Origin of the sequence: Lentzea jiangxiensis (genome assembly GCF_900104175.1) — a bacterium.
GTDB lineage: Bacteria > Actinomycetota > Actinomycetes > Mycobacteriales > Pseudonocardiaceae > Lentzea > Lentzea jiangxiensis.
Map to the genome: position 1 here is coordinate 38663 of NZ_FNIX01000008.1, position 19998 is coordinate 58660.

At 72.4% G+C, this 19998-nt stretch carries 10 protein-coding genes; all 10 read right to left on the reverse strand.

What is annotated here, in order from left to right; all coding sequences use genetic code 11:
* Window positions 1–7: 7 nt before the first annotated feature.
* The 10 genes from BLQ91_RS21965 to BLQ91_RS22010 are packed head-to-tail and all read right to left on the reverse strand — an operon-like array spanning window position 8 to window position 19904.
* A complete protein-coding gene (locus BLQ91_RS21965; protein ID WP_090099293.1) occupies window positions 8–1024 on the reverse strand; it encodes a 3-oxoacyl-ACP synthase III family protein in 1017 nt (338 codons plus the stop codon).
* Window positions 1021–2343 (reverse strand): hypothetical protein, encoded by a 1323-nt coding sequence (locus BLQ91_RS21970; RefSeq protein ID WP_090099294.1) that lies wholly within the window; start codon window positions 2341–2343, stop codon window positions 1021–1023. The genes BLQ91_RS21965 and BLQ91_RS21970 overlap by 4 nt, the downstream gene beginning before the upstream one ends.
* Window positions 2343–2570, reverse strand: coding sequence for an acyl carrier protein (locus BLQ91_RS21975; RefSeq protein WP_090099296.1), 228 nt, complete (start codon window positions 2568–2570; stop codon window positions 2343–2345). Before BLQ91_RS21975 ends, BLQ91_RS21970 begins: the two co-directional genes overlap by 1 nt.
* On the reverse strand, window positions 2567–2743 hold the full coding sequence (locus BLQ91_RS21980) for an MbtH family protein (RefSeq protein WP_090099298.1): 177 nt from the start codon (window positions 2741–2743) through the stop codon (window positions 2567–2569). Before BLQ91_RS21980 ends, BLQ91_RS21975 begins: the two co-directional genes overlap by 4 nt.
* Window positions 2744–2764: 21 nt before the next feature.
* Complete coding sequence (locus BLQ91_RS21985; RefSeq protein WP_090099300.1) at window positions 2765–4111, reverse strand: MFS transporter; 1347 nt, start codon at window positions 4109–4111, stop codon at window positions 2765–2767.
* Window positions 4111–9840, reverse strand: a complete 5730-nt coding sequence (locus BLQ91_RS21990) for a condensation domain-containing protein (protein ID WP_090099302.1) — start codon at window positions 9838–9840, stop codon at window positions 4111–4113. The genes BLQ91_RS21985 and BLQ91_RS21990 overlap by 1 nt, the downstream gene beginning before the upstream one ends.
* Window positions 9837–12785 carry a type I polyketide synthase gene (locus BLQ91_RS21995; RefSeq protein WP_245733726.1) on the reverse strand — a complete coding sequence of 983 codons (2949 nt, stop codon included), beginning with the start codon at window positions 12783–12785 and terminating at the stop codon, window positions 9837–9839. The genes BLQ91_RS21990 and BLQ91_RS21995 overlap by 4 nt, the downstream gene beginning before the upstream one ends.
* On the reverse strand, window positions 12782–15991 hold the full coding sequence (locus BLQ91_RS22000; RefSeq protein ID WP_176959890.1) for a non-ribosomal peptide synthetase: 3210 nt from the start codon (window positions 15989–15991) through the stop codon (window positions 12782–12784). The genes BLQ91_RS21995 and BLQ91_RS22000 overlap by 4 nt, the downstream gene beginning before the upstream one ends.
* Window positions 15992–16005: 14 nt before the next feature.
* The gene (locus tag BLQ91_RS22005; RefSeq protein ID WP_176959891.1) at window positions 16006–19164 is read right to left on the reverse strand and encodes a non-ribosomal peptide synthetase; all 3159 of its coding nucleotides are present in this window, start codon (window positions 19162–19164) and stop codon (window positions 16006–16008) included.
* On the reverse strand, window positions 19161–19904 hold the full coding sequence (locus BLQ91_RS22010; RefSeq protein ID WP_090099308.1) for a thioesterase II family protein: 744 nt from the start codon (window positions 19902–19904) through the stop codon (window positions 19161–19163). The genes BLQ91_RS22005 and BLQ91_RS22010 overlap by 4 nt, the downstream gene beginning before the upstream one ends.
* Between the last annotated feature and the right edge of the window lie 94 nt (window positions 19905–19998).

Genomic DNA, 19998 nt, shown 5'->3' on the forward strand with positions numbered 1-19998 from the left:
TCTCCCCCTAGATCGCCAGAAGCGTGCAGAGCCAGTGCATGCCGCTGGCCGTGCTGGTCAGTGCCACGACGTCGCCCTCGGTGAGCTCCCCGGCCGCGAGGTAGTGCTCGAGCGACATCAGCTGGTCGGCGCACCCGACGTGGCCGAGCGCCTGCGCCACCTCGGTGTTCGTCCACTCGGGACCGTGGTCGAGGTCCTTGGCGAGCAGCGTCATCGCGGGCACGCTGTCGTGCAGGTGCAGGAGCTTGCGCAGGTCCGCGGGCGTGGTGCCGGCGCGCTCGCAGGCCCGGCGCACCACCTCGTGGTTGTTGGTGCGGATGGTCGAGACGAACTCGAACATCTTGCGGATGTCGCCCGCGAAGAACTCCTCGAGCCGCTTCTGCGGGCTCTTCACGCCGATGTCCCGCTGCCCGGCGAACGGGCGGGCCGCGGCGCCCACGTCCATCATCATGAAGTCGGCGTAGCGGCCGTCGCTGATGATCTCGGTGGTGAGCCAGCGGTTGCGCGGGTGGTCGCGCTTCACCACGGCCGCGGCGGCACCGTCGGAGAAGATGCTGGTGTTGATCTCCATCCGGTTCCAGTACGGCTCGCAGACGCGGTTGGCGCCGATGATCAGCGCCGTCGAGTAGCCGGGGTGGGTGGCGAACTTGCCGGCGACGATGTCGAACGCCGCCACTCCCCCGCCGCACGCCTGGGTCAGCAGGACGTTCTCCGACCGGTGGGCGCCGATCTTGGCCTGCGTCGCGCCGGCCGCGTCCCAGTACAGGTGCTCGGACAGGTCGGACATGGCCAGCACGACCAGGTCGACCTCGTGCGGCTGCACGCCCGCGTCGCCCAGTGCCTTCGCACCGGCCTCGGCGGCCAGGTCGGTGAGGCCGACGCCGTCCCCGGCGCGGTGGAACGTCCGGTACCCCCAGCCCAGCACGCGGTCGACGTCCGCGGTGTAGCCGGCGGCGGCGGACGCCACCTCGACGGGGTCGCCGAGCACGTGCCCGAGCGACACGACTCCGAAGTGGACGGTCACGGGATCTCCTCGATTCTCGCTCCGGCGTCCGTCAGGAACCCGGCGGTGATCTGGTTGTGCGCGGTGCGGCGGTGGCGGAAGACGATGTCGCCGTGCTTCTCGCGCAACTGCTGGAGCACGACGTCCTCGACGCCCTTGCCGAGCACGACGCAGGACAGCGAGAAGACGTCGACGACGCCTTCCCCGGTGATGCCCACCGCGCCGCTGATGCCGTACTCGCCGAACTTGTCCCGGACGTGGACCGCGAACACCTCGCGGTCCTGCGCCAGGTCGAGTTCCCCGGTGCCGAGGGTGAAGTCCTTGGCCCTGGACACGACCTCGACGACCTTGGCGGCCGAGTCCGGTCCCACGGGGCGGAGGTCGACCTCGACGTTCAGCCCGGCGACGAAGTCGGTGAGCGACACCGTCTTCTGGACGGCGCGCCGCGCACGACGTGGCGGGGTTTCCGGCGGCGGCAGGCGGTCCAGCAGCCCGGACCGGACGAGCTCGTCGCGCCAGGCGGCGGGCTTGGCGCCGAGCCGCAGGAGCGCCGCGGACCCGGCCGGCACGCCCTCCGCCTCCGCCAGCTCGGCAACCGGCTCCTGCCCCTGCCTGAACACCAGGCGGGCGCCGGACTCGCGCAACCACCTCAGCGGCTCGCCGAGCGCGTCCGCCGACTCCCGGTCCACCACGACGATCCGCGGCGTCACGCCGTGCACCGCCCGCAGCACACCGGCGAGCGCGGCGCCCAGCTCGGCGAACACCGGTTCGGTGTAGGGGATCTTGGCGAACTTGAACATGGCGGGGTGGTGGGCCTTGCCCGTGCCGGCCGCGCGGACCGCCTGCTCGGCGTCGACCACCCAGGCGTCCGGCCGGCCCGCGAGCTCCGCCCGGATCGTCTCGCGCACCTCGTGCGCCGTGGCGGCCGTGCCGGCGGCCCGTCCGTCGTCGAGGTGCCCGAACACCCGTTCCTCCGGCACCGCGGGCAGGACGAGGACGAGGAACGACCCCCAGCGCCGGGCCGCGGCCATCGCGGCGTCGACCACGGTCAGCAGCTCGTCGCCCAGTTCCTCGAACCGGGGCGCCACCACGAGCACGTCCGGCCTGGCGGCCGCCATCACCGACGTGTCGTCGAGGCACTGCTGCACGATCTGGTTGTACGGCCCGGTGGTGAACGAGGCGGGCAGGCCCGCGTCGTGCAGGGCGGTGCCGAGGTAGGGCAGCACCGGGTCGATCGTGTAGCTCGCCAGCACCCCGGCCCTGATCACCGGGCTCACCTCGGTGCCGGCCATCTCCTGCCACCGGCGGCGCACCGCGGCGAGGTCCTCCACCAGGTCCATCAGACCTCGACCCCCTTGGCCCGCAGCACGTCGCGGACGTCGCGGACGGTCCGCGCGCCGGCGATCTCCTCGTAGTCGAACGACAGCCCGTAGGCCTCCTCCAGCGTCACGATCAGCTGGATGTGCCGCATGCTGGTCCAGCTCGACAGCGTGTCCTGGCCCGCGTCGTCGGTGACGTGCGCCGGATCGACGTCCAGCGCGCCCGCCACCACCTCGGTGAAGGTCATGACCGTCCTCTCAGGCTGAGCGGGCGCATGTCCGTCCACACGCGACCGATGTGCGCAAGGCACTCCTCCTCGGTGCCGCTGACCCCCGCGTCGCGCCAGCCCGGCGCGTTGTCCTTGTGGGCGGGCCAGAGCGCGTACTGCTCCTCGTCGTTGATCACGACCCGGTGCGTCATGGTGTTCTCCCCCTTCGTCGTTCAGTCGGCCAGCGCGGGCTGGCGGTCGAGCGGCTTCGCTTCCGGCTCCGGCTCGTGGTCCGGCACGAGGGTCTCGACCTCGCGGACGTTGCGGCTCAGGAAGCCCGCGACACCCACGCCTGCGCCGAGCACACCGACGACCACGAACAGCAGCCCGATGCCCGAGCCCGGTCCGGTGCCGACCAGCCAGCCGAACGCGTCCGCGAGCGCCGTGTCGCCTCGCATGGCGGGTTCCAGCACCTTGTCGACCAGCGGTCCGGCGGCCGCGAAGCCGATCGGGACCGACAGGTTCTCGAAGAAGTTGCGGGCGGCGAAGACGCGTCCCTGCACGGCCGGGTCGACCTTCTCCTGCCACATGGTCTGCGCGAGACCGTCGATGAACGGGATGGTCAGCTCGACGAAGAACATCGCCGCCGCCCACGCGATCAGGCCGTCACCGACGCCGTAGAGGATCCGGCCGACGATGCTGAACACGAGGATCGCGCCCAGCACGACCAGCATCTTGCGGCGCGGCGGCTTCATGAACGCGAGCAGCGTGCCGCCCAGCACACCGCCGACCGCGCCGATGCTCTGCACCAGGCCCAGCGTTCCCTCGTCGCCCAGCGTGCGGGCGAGCACCAGCGGCACGATCAGCGCCCACGCGAGGGCCGCGAGGAGGCTGATGGAGAACAGGACGACCTGCACCGCGAGCAGCGGCGGGCGTTCGACGATGTAGCGGAATCCGAACACGCAGTCCTGCCAGAAGGTGCTCTTCTCGCGGTCCTGGCCGGGCACCCGCGGGATGTGCACGACGAGCACCGTGATGATCGCGGCCACGTAGGTGAGCCCGTCGACGAGCAGGATCAGCTTGATGCCGGTGAGCCCGAGCAGGGTGGCGGCGAACGCCGGCGCGAAGATCACCGGGAAGCTCTTGACCGACCACATCATCGCGTTGGCCCGCAGGAACCTGCCCCGCTCCATCATGAGCGCGATGGTCGCCCCGAACGCCGGTCCCTGGATCGCGAGCAGCGCGCCGGTCAGCACGTTGACGAGGTACAGGTGCCAGAGCTCGGTCGAGTCGGTGAGGAACAGCGCCAGCAGGATGAACGTGACCGCGATCGACCCGATCTCGCTGACGATGATCGACGTCTTGCGGCTCCACCTGTCGATCAGGCTGCCCGCGACCGGGCTGAAGAGCACGGTGGAGCCGAAGCCGCAGAACATCATCAGCGCCATCGACGTGGCCGAGCCGGTGTGCTGCCACACCCAGATGCTGAGCGCGAAGTTCGTCATGCGGGTGCCGAGGGCGGACAGCAGCTGTCCCACCCACATGATCGTGAACGCGCCGAATCCCGAAGGTTTGGGCATTACCTCGTCCTGTTCTGGTCAACGAGCCGGCGGAGCAGCTCTTCGATTCGGCCGAGCATCCGGCGCGCGGTCTCGGGCAGGTACATCTCGGTGCCGTAGTTCATCTCGATGCGGATCCGGTCGTCCACCAGCGATCCGACGACGTCGATCCGGCCGGGCCAGACGGTTCCCCTGTCCTGCAGGACACCGAGCTCGGACTGGCAGAGGTCGAACAGCTCGCCGGCGCTGGAGAGGTCGGTGAACCCGAACGCCCCGGCGTAGTTGACGGTCAGCTGCGGGCTGGGCTTCTCCAGCCGCTGCCGCACGGCCGGGTCCGGGTGGTTGTAGCGCAGCAGGCCGTAGCCGATGCCGTTGACGGGCACCGTCCCGAGCTGCTCGGCCAGCGACACGACCGCGTCGGTGTCGGCGCCCTCCGGCAGCGTGAGCCGGATCGGGTACATCACCTGGAACCAGCCGACCGTGCGGGACAGGTCGAGGCCGTCGAACAACGCCTCGCGGCCGTGCCCGGTGGTCGCGATCGTCCACTCGGGACTGCCGGACCGTTCGGCGGCCATTCGCACGGACGCCCAGACGAGCAGGTCGCCGACACCGACCTGGTGCCGCTTGGCCAGCTCGCGCAGACGTGCGGTGGTCTCGGCGTCGATCGTCGTGTGGATGTCCAGCATGACGCCGAAGGTGTTGAGGCCGGGCAGGTCCGGGGTCAGCTCCTCGCTGCCGGGCGCCTGCCTCTCCCAGTACTCGAGCTCCTCCAGCGGTTGCGGGCCGCGGGCGTACTCGTCGATCCTCAGCGCCCAGTCCCGGAACGACGTCGTCTTGGGCCCGAGGTCGACGGGTTCGCCGGCGAGCACCTGGCGCAGCGCGTTCTGGAAGTCCTCCAGGACGAGGCTGCGCGAGACGCCATCGGTGACCAGGTGGTGGCAGATGACCATCACGCGGTCGGGCTCGTGGCCGCCGAGTCCGAAGTGGACGACCTTGGCCAGCGGGCCGTCCGCGATGTCGAGCGTCGGGTGCACCTCGTTCAGGTGGTCCTCGATCGCCTTTTCACGGTCGGCCGCGTCCGAGACGTCGAAGGAGACGAACGGCATCGCGCCCTCGACCGGGCCGTGGGAGGCGTACCAGTCGATTCCCTCGCGGCGGAACCGCAGCCGCAGCCCGTCGTGGTGGGCGACCAACGCGTTCGTGGCCTGCTCCAGCTGCTCGGGCGTGGCCGGCACGCGCAGCCGGAGGTAGTAGGGGTGGTTGAAGTGGGCGGGCGCGACCATCGACGTCGCCAGCGCCTCGAAGAACCAGCGCTGGGCACCGGTGGCCGGGAAGTCGCCCTGAACCGGTCCCTGGTCCACGACCGGCTGAGGCGCGGTCGCGGCGCACAACTCGGCGATCGTGCGCTTGGCGGTCAGCTGGGCGGGCGTGAACCTGATGCCCGCCTGGTTCGCGAGCCACACCACCTGGATGGCGGTCATCGAGTCACCGCCCAGCTCGAAGAAGTCGTCGTGCGGACCGACCTCTTGCAGCTTCAGCACCTCGCACCACACGCCCGCAAGCGCTTGCTGCTCCGGCGTCATCGGGACGCGCAGCAGCTCGGCGATCGTGCGCTTGGCCGTGAGCTGGGCCGGCGTGAACCTGATGCCCGCCTGGTTCGCGAGCCACACCACCTGGATGGCGGTCATCGAGTCGCCACCCAGCTCGAAGAAGTCGTCGTGCACACCGACCTCGGCGAGCTTCAGCACGTCCTGCCACACGGCGGCGAGAGCGCGTTCCTCGCCGGTGCGCGGGGCTTCCGCCGCCCTGGGCTCCTCCGGCAGCTCACCGCCGTGGACGAGCCGCGCGAGAGCGGTGCCCAGCACGACGTCCCCGTTGCCCTCGGCCGTCAGCAGGTCGACGACCGTCACCGCCGGGAAGCGGCGGGCCAGCCGGTCCGCCGCGTGCCCGAAGACACCGGGCCACGGCTTCTCCCCGCGTTCGGACGTGGCGAGAACCGCGAGCGACGCACCCGTGCGCCCGGTCCACCGCCCGATCGCGCCGCACAGCCGGGCGAACGCGATCTCGAACGCGGCGACGCCGCCCTCGAACAGGTCCTCCCACCGCAGCAACAGCGCGGTGACCTCCCGCTCCACCCCGTCGAGCCCGGCCTCCGGGTCCAGCAACGGGCGCAGGACCTGGCCGGCCGGTGTCGTGCGCACGGTCAGCGGCAGGCCGAGCTTGTCCGCCCACGACGACAGGACCGGCAACACCCCGTCGACCGGGCGCGACGACACGACGCTCACCGGCAGGCCGTCCACAGTGGACCTCGCCGTGCCCTCGACGACGATCGGCGTGTCCGGCGCGCCGACCAGCTCGGCCAGCTGGGCGACGAACGACCCGAGCAGCTCGTCGGCGCCGCAGGGGGTGAAGACGTCGGCGCTGTACTCGAGCGTCGCGGCCAGCTCGCCGTGCTCGGTGGTCAGCGTGAGGAACAGGTCGAAGTCGAGGCTCGTGACCGGCACCTCCAGCGGCTCCAGGTCGAGCCCGGGCCACGTCATCGCCTCCTCGGGCAGGTCCGCGTAGTTGAACGCGCACTGGTAGACCGGGTGCCGGCCCTTCTGCCGCGGCAGCACGTGGGCGACGCTGGAGAACGGCACGTCGGCGTGCCGGTAGCCGTCGACCATCGCGCGGTGCACCCGCTGCAGGACTTGGCGGAACGTGAGGCGCCCCGCCAGGTCGACGCGGATCGGCAGCAGGTCGGTGAAGCAGCCGACGAGGTGCTCGACCTCCGGGCGCGGCCTGCCCTGCTGCGGCACGCTCAGCACGACGTCCGGCTGCGCGCTGCGCCGGTACAGCACCACCGCGTACGCCGCGAGCAGCGTGGCGAACGGCGTGCTGCCCTCGGCGCGGGCCAGGTCCTTCAACGCTTCCGCGACGGTGCCCGGGACCTCGGACGACGTGCGCCGGGTCTCGTTGCGCTCGGGGCGTCGTGCCGGCAGCTCCAGCTGCGACGGCGCCTCGGCGAGGTAGGAGCGCCAGTGGTTCGCGTGCGGTTCGAGGGCCTCGTCGGTGAGAAGTTCCCGCTGCCAGGCCGCGTAGTCCGCGTACTGCACCGCCAGCTCCGGCAGCTCTGCCCGCGCGTAGCCGGCCGACAGCTCGGCGAGCAGCACGCCCCACGACGTGTTGTCGCAGACGATGTGGTGCATGCCGAGCAGCAGGTGGTGCTCGTCCGTGCCGGTCCGCACCAGCCGGACTCGCAGCAGCGGCCCGTTCTCCAGGTCGTAGACGTGGCCGGTGTGCTCCAGGAGGAACTCGCCGGGCGAGCCGACGGCCTCGGGCAGCCAGCAGTCCAGGTCCGGGTGCACGACCATGACCGGCCGGCCGTCCCGCTCGGCGAACGTGGTGCGCAGGATCTCGTGCCTGCGCACGACCTGGGCCACCGCGGCGCGCAACGCCGGCACGTCCAGCGAGCCCCGCAACCTGACGGCGAACGTGGTGTTCATCCGGGTCGTGGTGGTGTCGAGCTGGGTCGCCGCCCACATCCGCTGCTGGATGGCCGACAGCTCCAGCGGGCCGGTGCGGGAGACCGGCGACAGCGGGTGCCCGGTCTGCCCCGGCTCGTCGACGAGCCCGGCCAGCGCCTCGACGGTCGGGTGGGTGAACAGCGCGTGCAGCGACACGTCGACGCCGAACTCCGCGAACACCTTCGACAGCAGCTGCGTGGCGAGCAGCGAATGCCCGCCCAGCGTGAAGAAGTCGTGCGTGACGCCGACCTCGTCGAGCTTGAGGACCTCCCGCCACACCTTCGCGAGCCGTTCCTCGGTCCTGGTGCGCGGCGCCACGGGAGGCGTGCCGACCGCGACGGCCCGGACGGCGGGCGCGGCGCGACCGGCGAGCGAGGCCGGGTCGCCGAGCGCGGTGTCCAGCAGGTGCAGGCGCGGTGAGTCCGGGTGCAGCTCGCGGGTCAGCAGGATCGCCAGCGCGGCGAACATCTCCTGCGTGTACGGGACGTGGCCGAGCTTGTCGGCCTGCGGGTCGAACGGGGCGCTGACGGGCAGCGCCTCGGCCCAGTCCGCGAACCACACCGCGTGCACGCCGCCGGTCTGGTCGGCGAGCACCGCGAGCCGGTCGTCGAGGTGGCCGAAGGGCTGCGCGGACGGGCAGACGACGAGGAACAGCGGGGCGGCGGACCGCTGCCGGTAGGCGGTGACCGCGGCCTCGAGGTCCTGCCAGCTCGCCTCGACCGAGTCGCCGTGGCGCAGCCAGTCCTCCCAGCGCAGCAGCACGACGTCGGCGAGCCTGCCGCCGTCGCCGCCGAGCAGGTGCTGGACGATCTGCCCGTAGGGAGCCAGTTCGACGTCGACCGGCAGGCGCAGCACGCCGTTCAGGACGTCGAGCGGCTCGCGCACCGGGTCGGCGGTGAACGTGGCGGCGATCGAGATCCGGTCGCGCCGCCGCAGCGGCTCCCCCGCCGCCAGCCCGCTCAGCACGGTCAGGAACTGCTCGTCCAGCTCACCGACGGTCTCGTCGAGGTAGAGGTCCGCGTTGTAGCCGAGGACACCGCGCAGCTCGCCGTCCACTCTGGACAGCACCACGAACAGGTCGAAGTCGGTGAGCCCGTTGTCGACCTCGAACGGGCTGAACTCGACCCCGCCGGCCGTCTTGGCCGCCGGCGCCTCGGTGAGGCTGAGCATGGCCTGGAACAACGGGTTCTGGCTCGGGTCGCGCGGCGGGTCGACGGCCTCGACGACCCGTGCGTAAGGCGCGTCCTGGTGGGCGTAGGCCTCGCTGATCGCGCGGTGCGTGCCCCGGACCACCTCGTCGGGGTCGGCGCCGAGGTCGACCCGCAGCACCAGCATGTTCGCCAGCGAGCCGATCATCGGCTCCAGCTCCGGGCGGCCGCGACCGCTGACCGGCATGCCGAGCAGCACCCGTTCCTGGCCGATCAGTGCCGCGAACCCGCTGAGCACCACGGCGTTCAGCGACACACCGAGCTCACGGGCTCGTGCGGCGAGCTTCCCGGTGAGGTCGGCGGGCACGACGAAGTGACGTCGTCCGCCCCTGTGGGTCTGGATCGCCGGGCGCGGCAGGTCGGACGGCACCGTGGACCGCGCGGGGCTGTCCGCGAGCTTGTCCCTCCAGTACGCCAAGTGCTCGTCCATCACCTCGTCGGTCAGCCTGCGCCGCTCGGCCGCCGCGTGCCGCCCGAACGTCGTGGGCAGCTCGGGCAGCGCCTCACCGCCGTAGAACGCGACGAGGTCGGAGCCGAAGACCTCGGCCGAGGCGGCGTCGAACACGATGTGGTGCGCCGTCACCAGCAGGAGGTGCTCCTGCTCGCCGAGCACCACGAGCCGGAACGCCACCAGCGGGCCCGTGCTCAGGTCGAAGACGTGCCGGGCGTGCTCCAGGGCCACTTCCCCGGCACGTCCGGGGTCCGCCGTCAGGTCGGTGACCTCGATGGCGATGGAGACGTTGTCGCGCACCCGTTGCCGCAGCTCGCCATCCCGTTCGAAGAACGTGGTGCGCAGCGCGGAATGGCGGTCGACGACCCGGCCCACCGCCAGTTCGAGGGCGGTGCGGTCGAGCGGCCCGGTGAGCTTCAGCCCGAACGGGATCGCGTAGGCGGGGTTGCCGGGGTCGAGGCGGTCGAGGAACCACAGCTGCTCCTGGGTGAACGACACCGGCTGCGAGCGGTCGGCGTTGCGCAGCCGCAGGGCCAGCAGCTGGCGCTGCTCCTCGGTCAGTGAGCTGGTCAGGTGGTCTGTCATGACTGGGAGATCTCCTGGGCGTCCCGCTCGCGGTCCAGTTCGGCCCGCAGCTCTTCCGGTGACATGTCACGGATCTCGGCGAGCAGCCGGGCGAACTCGTCGTCCTGCTCCGGCTCGTGCGCCCGCAGCTGCTCGACCCTGGCGGCGAGCTTCGCCGGCGTGGGCGCCTCGAAGATCGCGGCCGCCGGCAGCACGACGCCGAGGTCGGCCGTGATCCGCGCGAGGACCTGGGTCGCCAGCAGGGAATGCCCGCCCAGCTCGAAGTAGTCGTCGTCCGGGGCGATGCTCGCGATGCCGAGCAGCTCCTGCCAGATCCCGGTGATCACGGCGAGGTCACCCGTCGCGGCCACCTCCCGCTCGCGCGCTTCCTCGACTACCTCGGCCTCGCGCGGTGCGGTACCCGGCAGGTCGACCCAGTGCCGCGCCCGCTCGAACGGGTATCCCGGCAGCGGAACCCGGCGGCGGCGTTCGTCCGCCGTCAGCGCCCCGAGGTCCACGTCGGCACCGGCGATCCACAGCCGGCCCGCCGCGGCCAGCACGGTGTCGAGGTCGTGCTTGTCCTCGCGCGGGTGCCGCAGCGACCCGTAGGCCGCGCTGCCGGTCAGGTCGTGCTGCCGGGCCAGCGTGCTCAGGACGTTGCCCGGTCCGACCTCCAGCAGGTTCGCCGGGCCGTTCGCGAGGATCGTCGTCAGTCCCTCGCTGAACCGGACGGCCGCGCGGGCGTGCCGCGCCCAGTAGCCGGGGTCGGTCGCCTCCGCGTCCGTGATCCAGGTGCCGGACACGTTCGAGACGAACGGGATCCGCGGCTCCCGCAGCTCGACCTCGCTCACCAGCGCGGCGAACTCGCCGAGCACCGGGTCGATCATCGAGGAGTGGAAGGCGTGCGAGGTGTGCAGCCTGCGGCTGGTGACCGCGAGGCTCTCCTCGAACCTCCCGACGGCCTCGAACGTGCCGGCGACCGTGCTCAGGTTCGGCGCGTTGCTCGCCGCGAGGCACACGTCCGGCGGCAGGTCCAGGTCCGCGGCGCCCAGCGGCACCGACAGCATGGCGCCGGCGGGCAGCGCGTCCATCAGCGCGCCGCGGGCGGCGACGAGGCCCAGCGCGTCCCGCAGCCCGAACACCCCGGCCAGGCACGCCGCCACGTACTCGCCGACGCTGTGCCCGAGCATCGCGACCGGCCGCACACCCCAGTGCTGCCAGAGCTTCGCGAGCGAGTACTCGACCGCGAACAGCGCCGGCTGGGTGTACTTCGTGCGGGTCAGCCGTTCGGCGTCGGCCAGCACCTCGTGGAGGTCGAACGGCAGGTGGGCGGCGCACTCGTCGAGTGCCGCGCGGAACACCGGCTCCTCGTCGGCGAGCTGGGAGGCCATGCCCGCGTACTGGGAACCCTGGCCGGGGAACAGGAACACCACGTCCCTGCGGTCGCCCGAGCCGGTCCAGGCCCCGGTCAGGTCGGCGCGGTCACCGGCCACGACCGCGAGCCGGTGCCGCAACGCACGACGGCCGGTGCGCACCGTGTGCGACACGTCCGCCAGTTCGTGCCCACCCGCGGCGAGGTGCTCCGCCAGCCTCTTCCTGCTCTGCTCCAACGCCTGCTCGCTCGCCGCCGACAACACCAGCAGGTGCCGCGAGCGGCCGGGCGGCATCGGCTCCGGCGACGGCGGCTCCTCCAGCACGGCGTGCGCGTTCGTACCGCCCATGCCGAAGCCGCTGACCCCGGCCCTGCGCGGCCCGTCACCGGGCCAGGGCAGCACCTCGCGGTTGACGAAGAACGGGCTGTCCTCCAGCCCGGTCTCGGGGTTCGGCGCCGTGAAGTACGGGCTGGGCGGCACGACGCCGTGCCCGACCGCGAGCGCCGCCTTGACGAACCCGGCGACACCGGCCGCCGCGTCCAGGTGCCCGATCAGCGCCTTCACCGACCCGAGCGCGCACGCCGAAGGCGGGTGCACGAACGCCTGCGTCAGCGCGGCGACCTCGATCGGGTCGCCCAGCGGGGTGGCGGTGCCGTGCGCCTCGACGTAGCCGATGGTCGACGAGTCCACTTCGGACAGGTCGTGCGCTGCCCTGATGACCCGCGCCTGCCCGTTGACGCTCGGCGCGGTGAAGCCCACCTTGCCGGCGCCGTCGTTGTTGACCGCGGTGCCCTTCACGACGGCGTGGATCGTGTCGCCGTCGGCCATCGCGTCCTCGAGACGCCGCAACACCACGGCGGCGACCCCGTTGCCCGCGACCACGCCGTGCGCGTCGACGTCGAACGGCAGGCACCGGCCGTCGGCGGCGAGGATGCCGCCCTCGGTGTGCTGGTAGCCCTCGTGCACGGGCGGCCGGATCGACACGCCGCCGGCCAGGGCGATGTCGCAGTCGCGGCCCAGCAGTGCCTGGCAGGCCACGTGGATCGTCACCAGCGACGACGAGCACGCCGTCTGCACGGTGATCGCCGGGCCGGTCAGGTCGAGGTGGTAGGCGACACGGCTGGCGAGCGTGTCCTTGTCGTTGGCCAGCAGCAGGTCGAGCGGCTGCAGGCCACCGGGCACCGCCGGGTTGTTCCACAGGTGCCGCAGCAGGTACGTGTCGACGCTGGCCGACGCGTAGACGCCGACCTCCGCCCCGCCGCCGAGGTGCCCGGCGTGCTCCAGCGCGTGCCAGGCGCACTCCAGGAACACCCGTTGCTGCGGGTCCAGCACGGCGGCGTCGCGCGGGCTGTAGCCGAACAGCTTGGCGTCGAAGAACTCGATGCCGTCCAGCGCGCCACCCACGGGTACGAATCCCGGCTCCGCGCGTCGTTGCGCGGTCACGCCCGCCGCGTCGAGCTCCTCGTCGGTGAAGCGGCGCACGCCGACCTCGCCGGCGAGCACGTTCTCCCAGAACTCCTCCACAGTGGACGATCCCGGGAAGCGGCCGGCCATGCCGACCACCGCGATCTCCAGTCCCGTGTACTCCGTCACGACTTCTTCCCCCTCGCCAGCAAAGCCTTCCTGCCACCGGCGGCACGCGTGCCGGTCTGCCCGCCGCCGTCGAAGTGAGCGGCCAGCGCGCGGACGGTCGGGTAGGTGAACAACGTGACCGTCGGCACCTCCCGCGCGAACACCTCGGCCAGCCTGCTGCGCGCCTTCACCAGCAACAGGGAGTTGCCGCCGAGGTCGAAGAAGTTGTCGTCCGCGCCGACCCGGTCCATCCGCAGCACCTCGCGCCACACCTCGGAGATCGCGCGCTCGGTCTGGTTGCCGGCGGGCACCACGACCCGTTCGGAGACCACCGACTCCGGCTTCGGCAACGCCCGGCGCTCGAGCTTCCCGTTGGGGTTGCGCGGGATCGTGGGCACCTGCACGAACGCCGACGGCACCATGTACTCGGGCAGCCCGCGCCGCAACGACGCCCGCAGCTGCGCCGCGTCGATCCGGCACCCCTCGGCGGCGACCGCGTAGGCGACCAGTCGCACGTCCCCCGGCACGTCCTCGCGGGCGATGACCACCGCCGCGCGCACGGACGGGTGCTGCGCCACCGCGGTCTGGATCTCGCCGAGCTCGATCCGGTACCCGCGCAGCTTGATCTGGTCGTCCATCCGCCGCAGGAACTCGACCTGCCCGTCCGGCAGGAACCGCGCCAGGTCCCCGGTCCGGTACAGGCGGCCGTCGCCGAACGGGTCGGACACGAACCGCTCGGCGGTGAGCTCCGGCCGGTTCAGGTACCCGCGGGCCACCTGCACGCCACCGAGGTACAGCTCGCCCGGCACCCCGACGGGCAGCGGCTCCCGGTTCCCGTCCAGCACGTAGGCCGTGTTGCCGGTGATCGGCCGCCCGATCGGCAACGGGCTCTCCGTGCCGTCGCACTCGGACGAGGTGATCCAGATGCTGGCCTCGGTGGGTCCGTAGACGTTGATGAACCGCCGGCCGGGCGCCCACGCGGCGGCGACCTCGTCCGGGCAGGCCTCGCCGCCCGCCATCAGCGTGCGCAGGCCGGGCACGAGCGCGGGGTCGGTCAGCCTCAGCACGGTCGGCGGCAGGCACGCGAAGTCGACGCGCTGCGCGTTGATCGTGCGCGCGAGGTCCGGGCCGGGCTGCAGGTCGTGCTGCGCGGCGAGCACCACCGTGGCGCCGGACCGCAGCGTCACCATGATGTCGGCGACCGACACGTCGAAGCTGAACGACGCGAACTGCAGCATCCGGTTGCCCGGCCCGATGCCGAGCATCCGCGCCAGCTCGTCGGCGAGGTTCACCACACCCCGGTGCGGCAGCATGGCGCCCTTGGGCTTGCCGGTCGACCCGGACGTGTAGATCACGTACGCCAGGTCGTCCGGCTCGATCGTCCGCTGTGGACGGTCGCAGGGCTGGCCGGAGAGGTCGGTCTCGTCCAGCGGCAGCGTGCCGGCACCGGGGAACCTGCCGGCGAGCGCCGCCAGCGTCACGACCAGGCGCAGCCCGGAGTCCTCGACCATGTACGCGAGCCGGTCGGCCGGGTACTCCGGGTCGAGCGGCACGTACGCGGCGCCGGACTTGAGCACGCCCTGCTGCGCCACCACGAGGTCGATCGACCGCGGCAGGCTGATGCCGACGAGGTCACCGCGGCCGATCCCGGACGACCGCAGCAGGTGCGCGAGCCGGTTCGCCCGCGCGTCCAGCTCCGCGTACGTCAGCTGCTGGTCCTCGAACACCAGCGCCACCGCGTCCGGCGTGCGGTCGGCCGACGCCTCGGTGAGCTCGTGCACCAGCACACCGTCGAGCCGGCACGTCGCCGGCGGGTTCCACTCCTCCAGCAGCCGCACCCGCTCGGCCGGGGTGATCATCGTCAGCCGCCCGATCGGGGTGGACGGGTCGGCGAGACCCGAACCGAGGACCGTCTCCAGGTGGCCGAGCAGCCGGCGTGCGGTGGCGGGGTCGTACAGCGCGCTGTCGAACTCCAGCAGCCCGGAGATCCCGCCCTCGGTCGACGTGACGCCGAGTTCCAGGTCCCACTTCGCGGTCCCGGAGTGCGACGCGATCTTCTCGACCGCGACGCCGGGCAGCGTGAAGATCTCGTGCTGGCTGTCCTCCATGCCGACGACCGTCTGGACGACCGGCTGGTGCGCGGTGCTGCGCGGCGGCGCGAGCGCCTCGACGACCCGTTCGAACGGCAGCTCCTGGTGCTGCTGCGCGGCCAGCGTCGTGTCCCGCACCTGGTGCAGCACCGACAGGAAGCTCGCCTCGGGGTCGAGTCGGGTCCGCAGCGCGACGGTGTTGACGAAGAACCCGATCGCGTTCTCGACCTCGGCCCGCCGGTTGCCGACGTTGGTGCCGACCACGATGTCATCGGCGCCGGAGTAGCGGTGCAGCAGCACGTTCCACGCGGTCAGCAGCACCATGAACGGCGTCACGCGCTCTGCCAGGCAGAACTCGTCGAGCCGCGCCTTGAGCGAGACCGGCCAGGAGAACTCGACCGCGCCGCCGCGCATCTTCATCACGGCCGGCCGCGGGCGGTCCGCCGGCAGTTCGAGCACCGGCGGCACCCCGGCGAGCTGCCCGGTCCAGTAGTCCAGCAGCCGGGCGCCGTCGGGACCGGCGAGCCACTCGGTCTGCCAGCGGCTGAAGTCCAGGTACTGCGTCGGTTCCGGCCCGAGGTCACGGCCCTCGTAGGCGGCGCGCCACTCGGCGAACAGCAGCTGCGTGCTCCACCCGTCGCAGACGATGTGGTGCATCGACACCAGCAGCAAGGCGTCGGTCTCGTCGAACACCACCAGCTCGGCCCGCAGCAGCGGCCCGTCCGCCAGCGAGAACGGCTCGCGGGCCGCTTCCGCCGCACGGGCCTTGGCGAAGGCGTCGCGGTCGCCGACGTCGGCGTGCGTCACGACGAGCGAGAACTGCGGCTCCGGCAGGATCACCTGGCGCGGGTCGCCGTCGAGGTCCAGGAACACGGTCCGCAGCACCTCGTGCCGCCGCCCGAGGGCGAGCAGCGCCTCCCCCAGCGCCGTGCCGTCCACGGGTCCGCGCAGCCGGAAGGCGTACGGCACGTTGTAGACGGGGCTACCGGGGTGCAGCTGGTCGAGCAGCCACAGCCTCCGCTGCCCGGACGACACGGGATGGACGTTGAACTCCTCGCCCCGTTCGGCGAGCCGCGCGAACACCTCCGCGCGCTTGTCGGGATCGAGCGCTCTCAAGCGCCGCAACACGTCCTGCACGAGTCCCCCTCCGGTCACAGGTCGAGCAGGTCGGCGACGGAGAGCGAGGGCCTGGCCCCTGCCCGGATCGCGCCGGTGGACATGGGTGTGGTGTCGCGCAACCGCTCGACCTCGGTCGCGATGCCCGCGACGGTCGGGTGGTCGAACAGCGACCGCATGGGCAGCCGGACCCCCAGCTCGCCCTCGATGCGCGACAGGATCCGGGCGGCCTTGAGCGAATGACCGCCGAGGTCGAAGAAGTTGGTGTCGCGGCCGATCGACTCGGCGCCGAGCACCTGCCGCCAGAGGTTCGCGACGGCGACCTCGGTGAGCGTCCGCGGCTCGTCCGGCTCCCCGGCGGCGATCTCCGGGCCGGGCAGCGCGCGCAGGTCGAGCTTCCCGTTGCGGGTCAACGGCAACGCCTCCAGCGGCACCAGCGCGGACGGCACGAGGTAGGCGGGCAGCGCGTCGCGCACGTGCCGCATCAGCTCGTCGAGCTGCTCCTCGCCGGCCTGCTCCAGCACGACGTAGCCGACGAGGGCGACGTCACCGGCGGAGTCCTCACGCGGCACCACCACGGCCTGGCGGACCAGTCCCGACGAGTGCAGGCACGCCTCGACCTCGCCCGGCTCGATCCGGAACCCGCGGATCTTCACCTGCCGGTCGGCGCGGCCCAGGTACTCGAACGTGCCGTCCGGCAGCAGGCGCGCCAGGTCTCCGGTGCGGTACAGCCGCGTCCCGGACCTGCCGCCGAGGTGGTCGGGCACGAACTTCCCGGCGGTCAGGGCGGGGTTGCCGACGTAGCCGCGGCCGACGCCGTCCCCGCCGACGCACAGCTCGCCGACGGCCATCGGCGGCACGGGCTCGAGGTACTGGTCCAGCACGTAGAGCTGGGTGTTGCTCAGCCCGCGTCCCAAGGGGACGCGGCCCTCCGCGCGTTCGCACTCGTGGCTGGACGCGAAGGTGGTCGTCTCGGTCGGGCCGTAGCCGTTCACGACGTGCTCGGGTCCGCCGGGGTGGGCGATCAGCGTCGCGATCGCGTGCTCGTCGGGCTGCTCCCCGCCGAACACGAAGTAGCGCAGGCCGGACAACGCGCCGGGCAGCTCGCGTGCCACGTGCATGGCGACCGAGGTGGTGAGGAAGAGCGTGTCGATCTCGTGGGCGCGCAGCCACTCCCCCAGCGCCGCCGGGTCGAGGGCGACGTCCTTGGGCAGCCCGACCAGCCGGCCGCCGTTCAGCAGCGCGCCCCAGATCTCGAACGTCGCCGCGTCGAACGTCGTCGTGGACGCCTGCGCGACCCGGTCACCGGGCGCGAAGTCGACGTAGTTCGTGTCGCGGACGAGCCGGACCACGTTGCGGTGGCTGACGCAGACGCCCTTCGGCATGCCGGTCGAGCCGGACGTGTACATGACGTAGGCGAGGTCGTCCGCGACCGCAGTCCGCTGTGGACGGTCGGCCGGACAGGTGAGGACCATCGCGGACAGGTCGACGAGCTCGACCCCGCTCAGGGCCACCGGGCGGTCGGCGACCACGACGGTGGCGGAGGCGTCGGCGCACAGCGCCCGCAGGCGGTCGAGCGGGTACTCCGGGTCGAGCGGCAGGTAGGCGCCCCCGGCCTTGAGCACGGCGATCGCGGCGACGACCCAGTCCACGCCCCGGTCCGCGAGGAGGCCGACGGGGCTTCCGGCCACGCCGAGGGTGCCGAGGTGCGCGGCGAGGCGGTTGGCCCGCTGGTCCAGCTCCGCGTAGGTGAGCCGCTCGTTGCCGAACTCGACGGCGATGTCGCCGGAGTGGCGGTCGGCGGTCTGCTCGAACAGCTCGACCAGGGTGGCGTCCGCCGGGTACGCGGTCGCGTTGGCGTTGAGGTCGCGGACGATCCGGTCGCGCTCGCCGGGCGAGAGCAGCGACAGGTTCGACAGCCGCGCTCGCGGTGCGGTGGTGAGCTGGCCGAGCACGATGGCGAAGCGCTCGGTCAGGTCGACGACGTCGGCACGGTGGTACAGCGCGGTGCGGAACTTGACCCAGCCGCGCATCTCGCCGCTGCCGGAGTCGGGCAGCTGCAGTTCGAGGTCGTAGAGGCCCTGGTCGCTCGTGCCCTGGGTGAACGTGAAGACGCAGCCCCCCGCGGCGAGCGGCCCGGCCAGCGGTGGCGGGGAGGCGAAGACGACCTGGAAGACCGGGTGGCGGTCCACGTCGCCGGTCTGCCCGAGCGCCTCGCAGACCTCGTGGAACGGCGCGTCGCGGTGGTCGAGCGCGTCGAGGACGGTGTCGCGCACGGCGTCCATGACCTCGCCGAACGTCGGGTCCCACCCCAGGCGCACCCGCAGCGCGAGCATGTTGACGAAGTAGCCGACCAGGTCGTGGGTGTCGGCGTGCTCGCGACCGGCGGACGGCGAGCCGACCACGACGTCCGACGAGCCCGTGATCCGGTGCAGCAGCACGGAGAACGCGCTGAGCAGCACCATGAACGACGACGACCGGTGCGTGCTCGCCGTGCGCCGCACCGCGTCCGCGAGCTCCTCCGGCACGACCAGCGGCAGCACCTCGGCGGCGAAGTCGGGCCGGGCCGGGCGGGTGCGGATCGCCGGCAGCTCCAGCGGTTCCGGCAGGTCGGCCAGCTCGGTGCGCCAGTGCCCGACGTCCCCGGCGAGCGGGGCGATGGCGTGGTAGGCGACCGCGGGCCGGGGCAGTGACACGTCCCCGCCGTCGACGGCGGCCTGGTAGCAGCGCGGCAGCTCGTCCTGGACCACCGCGACGGACGCCCCGTCGATCGCGATGTGGTGCACCAGCAGGAGGAGCCGGTGGCGGTCGTCCTCCAGCCGCAGCAGCACGACCCTCAGCGGCAGCCCGCCGGAGATGTCGACGCGGCGGGCGAGCTCCCCGGCCACCAGCGCCTCGGCGCGCTCCGACCGCGCGGCGGCGGGGAGGTCGCGCAGGTCGTGGGTGGTGATCGACAGGTGCGCCTCCAGCGCGACCTCGGGCACGAGGTCGGTGCCGTCGAGGCGGTAGCTGGTGCGCAACGGCTCGTGCCGGTCGACCACGGCGGTCAGGGCGGTGGCGAGCGCGTAGGGGTCGAGGTCACCGGTGATCTCCACGTGCACCGGCACGGTGTTGAACGTGGCGTCCGGCGCGAGCTGGTCGGAGAACCAGATCTGCTGCTGGCCACGGGTGGCCGCTGGTCGCTGCTGGGTCACTGCACACCTTCCTTGGCGGTCACCGAACGCACGACGCTCGTCACCGCCGCCGGGTCGTCCTTGAGGTAGAAGTGGCCGCCGGGCCGGACCACCAGGTCGAAGCCGGCGACGGTGTGGTGCCGCCACGCGGCGACGTCGGCCGCGGTCGCGAGCGGGTCGTCGGTGCCGCAGAACGCGGTGATCGGCACGTCCAGCACGTCACGGGTGCCGTGGAACCCGGCGCACACGGTGAGGTCGGCGCGCAACGTCGGCAGGAGCAGGCCGAGCACGTCCCTGTGCGCCAGCAGGTCCGCGGGAACGCCGCCGAGCGTGGTCATCCAGCCGAGCAGGCCGTCGTCGTCGAGCAGGTGCGGTTCGCCGCCGAACGGCAGGTGCGGCGCCTTGGCCGCGGACACGACCAGGTGCTCGACCTGGCCGCCGAGCCTGCGGGCGACGTCGAACGCGATCAGGCCGCCCATGCTGTGGCCGAACAGCACCACCGGTGCCGCGATCTCGGCCCGGATCGCCTCGGCCAGCGGCGCCGAGACCCGCGCGGCCTCGGTGACCGCGGGCTCGGCGAACCGCCGTTCCCTGCCCGGCAGCACCGCGCACCACAGTTCGACGGACTCCCCGAGCAGCTCCGCCCAGTCCCAGAAGGCCGACGCGCCACCGCCCGCGTACGGAACGCACACCACCCGCAGCGCCGCCTCCGGCCGTGGCCGAGGGCGGACCAGCCAGCCGCTTGTCCCTTGTTCCTTCACGCGACGAAGCTACGAACCGGCCCTTAGCACACCCTTCAGGAAACCTGATGGTGCTCTTATCCCTGGTGCCACCAGGGAAAACACACGTGGGGCC

Bases quoted from the DNA above. Each gene is read 5' to 3' on its own strand.
- BLQ91_RS21990 (WP_090099302.1), bottom strand. From the start codon at position 9,840: ATGACAGACCACCTGACCAGCTCACTGACCGAGGAGCAGCGCCAGCTG.
- BLQ91_RS21975 (WP_090099296.1), bottom strand. From the start codon at position 2,570: ATGACCTTCACCGAGGTGGTGGCGGGCGCGCTGGACGTCGATCCGGCG.
- BLQ91_RS21980 (WP_090099298.1), bottom strand. From the start codon at position 2,743: ATGACGCACCGGGTCGTGATCAACGACGAGGAGCAGTACGCGCTCTGG.
- BLQ91_RS21985 (WP_090099300.1), bottom strand. From the start codon at position 4,111: ATGCCCAAACCTTCGGGATTCGGCGCGTTCACGATCATGTGGGTGGGA.
- BLQ91_RS21970 (WP_090099294.1), bottom strand. From the start codon at position 2,343: ATGGACCTGGTGGAGGACCTCGCCGCGGTGCGCCGCCGGTGGCAGGAG.